9 protein-coding genes are annotated in these 10,247 nt (G+C 70.3%); 2 read left to right on the forward strand and 7 right to left on the reverse strand.

Annotation, left to right across the window (positions count from 1 at the left end; all coding sequences use genetic code 11):
• Positions 1–5: 5 nt before the first annotated feature.
• From E1202_RS23475 to ykgO, 6 genes are all read right to left on the reverse strand, one after another.
• Entirely contained in the window at positions 6–1,661 is a 1,656-nt protein-coding gene (locus E1202_RS23475) for a class I adenylate-forming enzyme family protein (RefSeq protein ID WP_207918889.1), read from the reverse strand.
• Positions 1,654–3,006 carry a phosphotransferase family protein gene (locus E1202_RS23480; protein WP_132685300.1) on the reverse strand — a complete coding sequence of 451 codons (1,353 nt, stop codon included), beginning with the start codon at positions 3,004–3,006 and terminating at the stop codon, positions 1,654–1,656. Before E1202_RS23480 ends, E1202_RS23475 begins: the two co-directional genes overlap by 8 nt.
• The gene (locus E1202_RS23485; RefSeq protein WP_132685301.1) at positions 3,003–4,259 is read right to left on the reverse strand and encodes an acyl-CoA dehydrogenase family protein; all 1,257 of its coding nucleotides are present in this window, start codon (positions 4,257–4,259) and stop codon (positions 3,003–3,005) included. The genes E1202_RS23480 and E1202_RS23485 overlap by 4 nt, the downstream gene beginning before the upstream one ends.
• Before the next feature lie 63 nt (positions 4,260–4,322).
• Positions 4,323–5,066: an enoyl-CoA hydratase/isomerase family protein gene (locus E1202_RS23490; protein WP_207918890.1), complete on the reverse strand. Its 744-nt coding sequence runs from the start codon at positions 5,064–5,066 to the stop codon at positions 4,323–4,325.
• A gap of 274 nt (positions 5,067–5,340) precedes the next feature.
• Complete coding sequence (locus E1202_RS23495; RefSeq protein ID WP_132685303.1) at positions 5,341–6,147, reverse strand: class I SAM-dependent methyltransferase; 807 nt, start codon at positions 6,145–6,147, stop codon at positions 5,341–5,343.
• A gap of 13 nt (positions 6,148–6,160) precedes the next feature.
• The gene (ykgO, locus tag E1202_RS23500; protein WP_132685321.1) at positions 6,161–6,283 is read right to left on the reverse strand and encodes a type B 50S ribosomal protein L36; all 123 of its coding nucleotides are present in this window, start codon (positions 6,281–6,283) and stop codon (positions 6,161–6,163) included.
• Between the two features lie 164 nt (positions 6,284–6,447).
• On the opposite strand from ykgO, the gene E1202_RS23505 reads away from it, so the two are divergent.
• Positions 6,448–7,605, forward strand: a complete 1,158-nt coding sequence (locus E1202_RS23505; RefSeq protein WP_235878939.1) for an acyl-CoA dehydrogenase family protein — start codon at positions 6,448–6,450, stop codon at positions 7,603–7,605.
• A 5-nt stretch (positions 7,606–7,610) separates the two neighbouring features.
• Here E1202_RS23505 and larA read toward each other — a convergent pair whose 3' ends face one another.
• On the reverse strand, positions 7,611–8,894 hold the full coding sequence (gene larA, locus E1202_RS23510) for a nickel-dependent lactate racemase (protein ID WP_132685305.1): 1,284 nt from the start codon (positions 8,892–8,894) through the stop codon (positions 7,611–7,613).
• Between the two features lie 420 nt (positions 8,895–9,314).
• Here larA and sbnA point away from each other — a divergent pair, with 420 nt between their 5' ends.
• The gene (gene sbnA, locus E1202_RS23515; RefSeq protein ID WP_268952359.1) at positions 9,315–10,247 is read left to right on the forward strand and encodes a 2,3-diaminopropionate biosynthesis protein SbnA; all 933 of its coding nucleotides are present in this window, start codon (positions 9,315–9,317) and stop codon (positions 10,245–10,247) included.

Here is a 10,247-nt window from a genome sequence, read left to right on the forward strand (position 1 = left end):
CGCGCTCACCCCTGCTGGACGATCTGCTCTCGGAGCCGACGCTTGAGGACCTTGCCCGTCGGCGTGCGCGGCAGCGGTTCCTCCTGCACCACCACGTGCGCGGGCACCTTGAACCCCGCCAACCGTTCTCGGACGTGCGCTCGCAGTTCCTCCACGTCCACCCCGGTTTTGAGGTTCACCACGGCCGCGACCTCTTCCCCCAGGGTGGCGTGCGGCAGCCCGATGACGGCGACGTCGGCGACCGCAGGGTGCTCGTGCAACGCTGCTTCGACCTCGGCGCAGTAGACGTTCTCGCCGCCCCGGATCACCACGTCCTTGAGCCGGTCCACGACGTACACCCAGCCGTCGTCGACGTAGCCGAGGTCGCCCGTGTGGAACCAACCGTCGGTGAAGGACTCCGCGGTGGCCTCAGGCAGGTTCCAGTAGCCGCGCACGACGCTGGGACCCCGGAACCACAGCTCGCCGATCTCGCCGTCCGCGAGGTCATCGCCGGTCGCCGGGTCGACGACCCGGATCTCCACGCCCGGCATGGGTTTTCCCACGCTGTCGGGGTGCTCCTGGTAGTCCTCGCCGGAGTTGCCGACGACCGTGGAGGTCGTCTCGGTGAGGCCGTACCCGCTGGCGGCGCTGCTGCCGAGCCCGCCGATGCGCTGCACCAGGTCGGGCGGGATCGGAGCGCCGCCCATCGTGACACCCTCCAGGCCGCGGACCGAATCGCTGTTCTCGACCAGGTCCCGCATCACCGTGGGAACGCCGGCGGCGCTGGTCAGACCGTTGTCGCGGATGAGCTCCTCGGCCTGCGCCCGGTCCCAGCGGTACATCGTCGCCAGCTTCGCTCCCGCGAGCGTCGCGAAGCACAGCACGGTGATGCCGGCGATGTGGAACATCGGGAACGTCAGCAGCGCCCCGGGCTGCGGGTCGTTCGCATCGGGTTCGGGGAAGGTCCCGCCGTTGGTGATGGCCGAACCGACCTTGCGGGTGACGACGGTGTTGAGCAGGTTCGTGACGTGGTTGCGGTGCGTGGCGACCGCACCCTTGGGGCGTCCCGTCGTGCCCGAGGTGTAGAGGATCGTGGAGTCGTCGTCAGGCTCTATGACGACCGCGGGCGGCTGCACGTCGTCCGGGAACCCGGCGATCAGGTCCGCCCACGGGCGCACGCCCGGTCCCGGTTCACCGCCGCGCACCTCGACGACCGGGACGTCGCGGTCGAGCAGCGCCGTGCGCTCGGGGTCGGCGAACACGAGCTTCGCGCCGCTGTCGGTCATGCCGTAGCGCAGCTCGTCGCGCGACCACCAGGCGTTGAGCGGGACGGCGACGAGCCCCGCGACCTGGACGGCCCAGAAGATCGGCACCCACTCCGGGAAGTTGCGCATCGCGATGGCGACGCGGTCTCCGCTGGTCAGCCCGTACTCCTCGCGCAGCGCTCGGGCCAGTCCCGCGACGAGCCGATGGTGCTCGGTGAAGGTCCAGCGCTGGTCCTCGTAGATGAGGAAGTCGTTGTCGCCGTGGAAGGCGCTGAGCAGGGCGGCATCGCGCAGGGTGCGCAGCGGTTTGGCGTAGACGCGCATGGGCGTTCCGCGCACCACGGCGTCGGTCATCTCGAAGTCACCGCCGGGTCCGATGAGTTCGTCCAGCAGGCGTTCGCGCAGCTCGTCAGACACCGTTGCCTCCCCTGGTCGTTCCCTTGGCGTGCTTCGGATTGGCGACCGCGAGCCGGTCCCGCACCTCCGACCACAGCAGCGCGGCGACGTCCTCGTCCCACGGGTCGACCTCGCCCGACCGCAGCGCGGCGGCCAGCGCGGCGCGATCGGCGAATCCCAGGTCTGCAAGCCGCTCGCGGTGCCGTCGCCGCTGCTCGGCGCCGAACCGCAGCTCGCGTTCCACAGTGGACAGAACGTTGACCGCCACCAGCGACTGGAACCGCATCCTGCCATCGAAGGTGGTGAGCACCTCGTCGCGCAGGAAGTCCCGCGTCGCGGCGACGAGCTCGACGGCGGTCGGCCGCCCGTGCAGGTCCGCGGGCTCGGATTCCGCCTGCGGTTCGGCGGCTGATTCCGGGATTCCCAGCTCGGTGAGCAGGTCGTGCTCCTGCTCGCACACCCTGCGGCCGATCGCGGCGAGCTCCATCGACGGGTGCGCGCCGCTGAGGTGCTGTTCGGCCTGGGCTCGGCAGATCACGCCCCACCGGGCCGTGCCGTAGACCTCCCACCAGCGCACGATGTCCGGGTCGGGACGCCTCCCCGCGATCTCGGCGTACCCGTCGAACAGGTCGTCCGTGGAGCCGAAACCTCCCACCGACAAGGGCGATCCGAAGCGCCACGCCTTGGTGCACAGCCAGCCCAGATCCTCCATCGGGTCCCCGACGTGCACGAGCTCCCAGTCCAGGACCGCGCGCAGTCCGGTCTCGTCGACGATGAGGTTTCCGTTGCGGAAGTCCCCGTGCACCAGGGACCTCCGCGACCCGGTCGGCCGGTTCTCCCGCAGCCAGCGGAAGGCGACCTCCACGGCCGGGATCGGATCGCCGAGGGCGTCGTGATCGGCGATGAGCTGTTCCAGCGGGTCGTGCTCCGGGAAGCCCTCCGGCACCGGGATCAGGTGGATGCGCGCGGCTGCCCTGCCGAGCTCGCGGGCCAGTCCGGCGCGCGCGGCGGCGTAGGCGTCCTCCCGCAGCAGGCGCCGGGGAATCGTCTCGCCATCGACGTGCTCGGTGAGCACGTACGGCGCCCCCAGCACCGCGTCGTCGGTGCCGTGGTCGATCACGTGCGGCACCGGAACCCCGGCCTGCTCAGCGGCTTCGAGCGTCACCGCCTCCCGAGCCATGCCGTCGGGACGGGCCAGACCGGGCGGGTCTCGGCGCAGCACCAGGCGGCCGGTGTCGAGCTCGACGAACCACGTCTCCCGGCTCGCCCCACCGCTGGCCCGCTCCAACCGCGCCACCCGCACCGGGTGGCCTCGGACCTCGCTCAGCCGCCGGGCCAGTCGCCCGCCGAGCTCCGCAGCGCTCATGCGCGCTTTCCCGGACCGGCGAAGCCGAACAGGTAGCCCGCGACCTTGCGCATCTGCACCTCTTCGGCGCCCTCGGTGATCCGGTAGCGCCGGTGGTGGCGGTAGATGTGCTCGAACGGAGCGTGCCGGGTGTAGCCGAGCCCGCCGTGCACCTGGATCGCGCGGTCCGCCGCGTCGCACACCAGCCGGTTCGCCCGGTAGTTGCACATCGAGACCTTGTCGCTGATCTCGAAGTTCGGCCGCCGGTCCATCTCCCAGGCGGTCTTGCGCACCAGCCCGCGCACCATCTCGGCCTCGGTCTGCAACTCCACCAGCGGCCACTGGATGGCCTGCCTGCGGGCCAGCGGCTGGCCGAAGGTGACGCGCTCGCGGGCGTAGGCGACGCTGCGGTCGATGCAGAACTGCGCGGCCCCGACACCAGAAGCGGCTTGGCGGATGCGGTTCTCGTGCACGAAGCACTGCGCCAGCTCCAGCCCCCTGCCCTCCTCGCCGAACATCGCCGAGGCGGGAACCCGCACGTCGCGCAGCGACACCTCGGCGTGGTCGGTGGGCATGTTGAAGGTCCACCAGTGGAAGTCCACCGAGAAACCGGGCGTGCTGGTGGGAACGACGAACGCGGTGATGCCCCGCGCATCGCCCGGTTCACCGGAGGTGCGCGCGAAGATCACGTCGTGGGTGGCGGAGTGCATGCCGGAGTTGAAGCGCTTGCCGCCGTTGATGATCCAGTCGTCGCCGTCGCAGACCGCGGTGGTCTCCAGCCAGGTGGCATCGCTGCCGTGGTCGGGTTCGGTGAGACCGAAGCCGAGCCGGGCCTCGCCGGTGAGCATCGGCTGCAGGAACTCCTGCCGCTGCGCCTCGGTCCCGAACTCCAGCATCATGTGCACGACGGGGAAGTTGCCGACCACCGATGCCTCGTTCTGCAGATCGTTGTGCAGACCAAGGCCTTTCGCCGCCAGGTGCTCGCGGATCACGGCCATCTCGAAGTTGCCGCCGCCACCGCCGCCGACCTCCACCGGCAGCCCGTAGCGAAGCCATCCTGCCGCATCGGCGCGCCGGGACATCTCGCGCAGCAGCGCTTCCCACTCGGGGCGGGGCGTGCCACCTGCCTCGAAATCGGTGCGGGCGTACTCCCGCCGGTGGTCGAAGAAGCGCTCGTTGTCGTCCTGCTGCTGGAGCGGGACGATCTCGGACTCGATGAACTGGTCGAGCTCACCGAGCAGGGCGACGAGCTCACCGGGCATCGAGAAGTCCATGCAAGCCTCCTTAGCGCCCGTTCAGTGACCTTAAGCACACGTCCCGGCTGGCACAAGAGGGCATCAGTCGACCAACCACTCGCCGGTGAACTCCGGCTCGGTCTTGTTCGAGAAGGCCCGGAACGCCGCGGGCGCGTCGGCGGTCGCGAAGTTGACCGACTGGGCTCGCGCCTCGGATTCCAGCGCCTCGCGGAACGTCTGCTGACCTGCGGCGTTGAGCATCGCCTTGCTCTGCGAGATCGCCACCGAGGCCCCACCGGCGAGCCTGTCGGCGAGCTCGTCGACGAAGCCGTCCAGCTCGTCGTCGCTCTTCACCCAGGTGACCAGCCCGAGCTCGAGGGCCTCCTCGGCGCCGATGATCTCGCCGAGCAGCGCCAGCCGCTTGGCCTGCTGCAGACCGACCAGGCGAGGCAGCAGCCAGGAGCCGCCGAAGTCCAGCGACAGGCCGCGCTTGGCGAAGATCTGCGAGTACCGGGCGTCCGGGGCAGAGACCACCAGGTCGCAGCCCAGCGCCAGGTTCCAGCCCGCCCCCACCGCGACCCCGCGCACCTTGGCGATCACCGGCTTGGACAGCTCGTGCAGCGTCAGCGCCACGTCGTTGATCCGGTGCATGCGGCCGAGCGGATGCCCGCCCTGGTCGGCGGAGAGGTCGGCGCCGGCGCAGAAGTCCCCACCGGCCCCGGTCAGCACCACGGCCCGCACGGCGTCGTCCAGCTCCGCGCCGCGCAGCGCCTCGTGGAGCGCACCCCAGGTCGGCGGGTCGATGGCGTTCTTGCGCTGCGGCCGGTTCAGCGTCAACGTCAACACGGACCCACGCTGCTCCGCCAGAACGGTGTCACTGTCCACTGTGCTCACACGCCCTCCGCCGAACTCCGATGCACTTATCGATCGCTAAGTTAACACCCGGAACACCAAAAAGTAACCAACCACAAAGCCCCCCCGGACCGACGAGTCCGCGCAGGCCAAACGCCGTGCCCCGCGGGACCATGGCGAGGTTCGGCGGTTGGATGATGCGGGACACTCGGACATGGCCTGGACCAGGGCTGATGCCGTGGTTCGGGCGGTTCGCGATGCGCTGTGACTAGCGGGCGATTCCCGTGCCGACGAGGGTGGTGGCGTCGAGCTCGGTCAGGCCCACGTCGTCGAGGCGGGCGAGGTAGCGGTCCCGGGCTCGGTCGACATGATCCGGATCGAGGTCGCCGAGGACTCCCCGGTAGCCGGAGCCGAGGACGAGCAGCCAGGCGATCTCGGGTGTCATCGGCAAGGTGCGTTCGTGGACGGCGACGTCCACTTCGGACAGACCGAGGTCGTTCAGCCAGGTGGCGAACGTGTCCGGCTGGTTGATGCGGTCGCCTGGACGCTTCGGCCGCTCGCCGGGTGGCTCGGCACCGGCCGCCTCCGCGACGGCGAGGGCGAGCTGCCTTCCCGCCGGGTCCATCGCGCCGCGACGCCAGATCGTGAACGCGACCCGACCTCCCGGCCTGGCCGTGCCGATGAGGTGCCGGGTTCCGGCTTCCATGTCCGGGAAGAAGAAGATGCCCAGCACCGACTGGACGAGGTCGTACCCGGAACCGCCCCAGCTGGTGACGTCGGCCTCGTGGGCCTTCAGCTGCGACAGCCCGGCGGAACGTTCGCGCAGCTCGGCGACCATGGGGCCGGAGATGTCGACCGCATCGACGAGCCCTCCGGGGCCGACCTGCCGGGCGGACGGAATCGCGGAGGCGCCTGTCCCGCAGCAGGCGTCGAGGACCCGCTCACCCGGCTGCGAGCCGGCGGCCGACACCGCGTCCGCGCCCACCGGTTCCCAGAGGTGACGGCCGAGAGCGGCGAAGTCCGCCGCAGCGGCGTCGAACGCGTCCCGCGTGCCGACCTCGCCCTGTCGTGCCATGGCCGTTCCTCCTTCAGCCCTGGCGGGCCTTGTAGCGCGGGTTCTTCTTGTTGATCACGAAGGTCTTGCCGTGCCGGCGGATCACCTGAGCTCCGGGCTTCTGCTTCAACGACTTCAACGACTTGCGCACCTTCACCGTTCCACGACCTTTCCCCTCGGGCACTGCGCTCCACCTTAACGACAATGACAACCATTGTCATCACGCAGGCGGTAGCATCTGCGGCGTGCTGGACCGGGTGCGCCTCGGCCTTCGAGCGCGTCCTCGGACCTCATGACGGCGCCGCACGCGGAGGAGACCACGTGACCGCACCCACGGACGTCCTGCGTCTCGTCACCGAAGCCCGCCCGCTGCTCGAAGGCAACCGCGAGAGCAACGACCGGGAGCGCAGGCTCAGCGACGAGACGATCTCCTGCCTCGTCGGCACCGGAGTGATGCGGGCGCTGGTGCCCGCGCGCTTCGGCGGCGGGGAGTGCTCGCTGCGCGCCGCCATCGAGGCGACGTGCGAGGTCGCGAAAGCCGACCCCTCAGCCGGATGGGTGGTGATGATCCTCGGCTCCGGCGCGTTCCTCAGCGGGATGTTCCCGCCGCTCGCGCAGGAGGAGCTCTACGCCGACGGTCCCGACACCCGCGTGTGCACCGTGCTCGCGCCGAAGTCCACGGCGCGAGCGGTCGACGGCGGCTGGCTGCTGACCGGGCGCTGGGGCCCGGCCTCCGGATGCCTGCACTCGCAGTGGGCGATGATCGGGTTCCCCGGCGTCGACGGCGAAGCGTCCCTCGCGCTGGTGCCGATGGCGGAACTGGCCGTCGAGGACACCTGGTTCACCACCGGCATGCGGGCCACCGGCAGCAACCTGCTCGTCGGGAGCGACCTGTTCGTCCCCGAGCACCGGGTCCTGCGGTTCTCCTCCGCCATCCGCGGCCGGTACCCCGCGGGACGTCCGGCGGAATCCCGCTACCGCTCAGCGCTGATGTCCACGCTGGTCACCTACATGATCGCGCCCTACCTCGGGATGGCCTGCGCCGCGCTGGACCACGTCGTGGCGGGTGCCGGCACCAAGGGCATCGCGTTCACCCACTACGAGCGCCAGCGCGACTCCACGGCGTTCCAGCTGGCCGTCGCCGACGCGTCGATGAAGATCGACCTGGCCCAGCTGATCGCGCAGAACTCCGCCTCCGCCGTCGACGGCCACGCCGAGGCCGGCACCTTCCCCGACGACCTCACCCGGGCCAGGATCCGCCAGCACACCGGGCACGCCGCGCAGCTGTGCCGGCAGGCGGTCGACGAGCTCGTCACCGCGCACGGCGCCACGGCGTTCTCCGAGACGAGCCCGCTGCAGGCCCTCGTGCGCGACATCCACACCGCGTCCCGGCACGCCGTGGCCAATCCGGCGGCGTGCGCGGAGGTCTTCGGCCGCGCGCTGCTCGGCGTCGAGCCGAACATCACCGACATGATCTGACGCGCTCAGCCCTCGACGTACGGGATCGTTTGCGGCCCTTCGGGGAGGACGCAGACGCGGGCCTGCGGACCCCTCGCGGCGAGTTCCTCGGCGACCGCGGTGGCGATGTCGTCGACGCGGTAGAGGTGGGCCGTGCGGAGCTGCTCGTCGGTGAGGTTGGTGGTGTGCACGCCCACGCGGGCCGTGGCGAGCACGCGGGCGAGGATCTGCACCTGCCACTGGTCCGGGACGGTCTCGGTCCTCCCGGAGATGGTCCGCAGCAACGCTTCCGGCGTGGGTTCGGAGGCCAGGACTTCGCGGAACGAGCCGTGATCGGGGAAGCCGTCGCTGCAGTCGGCGGCGCAGACGATCAGCCCACCCGGCTTGACGACGGTCGCGGCGGCGGTCATGCCCTTGACCGCCTGGTAGACGTTCTGGTCGAGCGGATACCCGGAGTTGGTGGTGACCACGACGTCGTAGCGCTGCGGAACGGGCCGCATCGACAGCTCGCGCACGACCTCGCGGGCGGCTGCGTGCATCGGGAGCAGGTCTCCGCCGAAGGCCTCGACGATCCGCTGCTCGCGGTTGAGCACCACGTCGAAGGCGAAGTCCACCCCGGTGCCCGCCGCGATGGCGCGGACGTCGTCGTGGACCGGGTTGCCCTCGCAGACCGCCCAGGTCGCCTGCGGGCTGCCGATGCGCGCCGCGTCGTGCAGCGTGAGCACCGTGTCCAGTCCGGCGAGGCCGGGGGCGACGAGCTTGGGGCCACCGCTGAAACCGGCGAAGAAGTGCGGTTCGACGAAGCCGGTGGTGATCCGGACGTCGGCCTCCACCCAGTGCCGGTTGAGCGACACCGGCACGCCGTCGCCGAAAGTACCCAGCGGGCAGAGCACTTCGGGGTCGCGGCAGTCGTGGTTGATGATGCGCATGGTCTCGACGAGCTCGTCGCCGAGCATGGCCCGCAGTTCGGAATCGGTGTTGCCGCGGTGCGTCCCGGTGGCGACGAGCAGCGTGAAGTCCTCCCGCGTCGCGATGCCCTCCAACTCGGCCAGCAGCGCGCGCACCATCGCCTCGCAGGGCTGCGGCCGGGTCGCGTCGCAGAGCGACACCGCGATCCGCTGCCCGGCCCGCACCCGCTCCCGCAACGGCGGACCGGCAACCGGTTCGGTGAGCGCTCGGCGCAGCGCCGCCGCCGGTTCGGGCGCAGCCGGCGGATGGGCGGGCGCGACCACGGTCGTGCGCTCGGACGGCAGCTCCACGGTGAGCCCCGTCCTGCCGTAGGCCAGTTCAACGGACAACGTCTCCGGCATTCATCGCTCCAGGTCCACTCGGGTCTCCCCCGATCCTGACCCAGCGAACGTCGCAGCGGGGAGCCCGGCCCCCTCGGGCGGCTCCACCGCGGTCAACGCCGAATTCTCCAACCATCCGGAGCATTCGAATCCAGTTCTCCCCGATGATCTGGAAAACCTTGTTCCGCTTTCATGCCTCAAGCACCGGAACAGCGCTGCTCAGAATCGCCGAAAAGGCCGTTCGGAGCTTTTCGCAACGGACGATCCGCAACCGCTTGCGCCACCCCGATGTGCGCTGGCTCTCGCAGATCAATCCTGTTAAGTTAGCCTTGCCTTTGTTAGCGTTTCCGCTCGTAGCTGTGCCTTTCGGTCGTCGATCTGAGGAGAAACGTGGCCGTCGACACCCAGACCGAATCCGTAATCGGGTCGGTTCTCGAATGCGTGGGAAACACTCCTGCTGTCGCGATGAACCGGCTTTTCCCTCAACCCGATGTCGAGGTGATCGCGAAGCTCGAACTCATGAACCCGGGCGGGAGCATGAAAGACCGGTCCGCACGGCACATCGTCGAATCGGGTTTGCGCAACGGTTCGATCCAGCGCGGAACCCACCTGGTGGAGAGCAGCTCCGGCAACTTCGGGATCGCGCTGGCCATCGCCGCGCGCATCCACGGGCTGCGGTTCACGTGCGTGCTGGACCCCAAGGCCGTGCCCGCCAACGTCGCGATCCTCCGGCACCTGGGCGCGGAGGTGGAGATGGTCGACCAGCCGGACGAGACCGGCGGTTACCTGCACACCCGGATCCTCCGCGTGCAGGAGATCGTGGCGAACTCGCCCGGTGCGATCTGGATCAACCAGTACGCCAACGACCGCAACTGGCAGGCGCACTACCACGGCACCGGCGACGAGCTGAGCCGTCAGCTCGACGGACCGCCGACCTACCTGTTCGGCGCGGTCAGCACCACCGGCAGCCTGCTCGGCTGCTCGCGGCGCCTGCGGGAGGACTTCCCCGAGATGCGGGTGGTCGCGGTGGACGCCGTCGGCTCGGTGATCTTCGGCGGCCCGCCCGGGCAGCGCGACGTGCCGGGCATCGGCGCGAGCCGGGTCCCGGAGCTGTTCAGCCCCGACGAAATCGACGAAGTGGTGCACGTCAACGACTTCGAGGCCGCCGTGGGCTGCCGCGAACTGCTCGCCACCGAGGGGATCTTCGCCGGCGGGTCCACCGGAGCGGTCGTCGCCGCCGTGCAGCGCACGCTGCCGCGACTCCCCCGCCCGTGCCGGGTGGTGGCGGTCTTCCCCGATCGCGGGGACCGCTACCTCGACCTGATCTACGACGACGACTGGTTCGACGCCGCCCGCCGGCGCTGCTCGAACTGA

The sequence above is a fragment of the Saccharopolyspora karakumensis genome, from assembly GCF_004349225.1.
GTDB classification, from domain to species: domain Bacteria; phylum Actinomycetota; class Actinomycetes; order Mycobacteriales; family Pseudonocardiaceae; genus Saccharopolyspora; species Saccharopolyspora endophytica.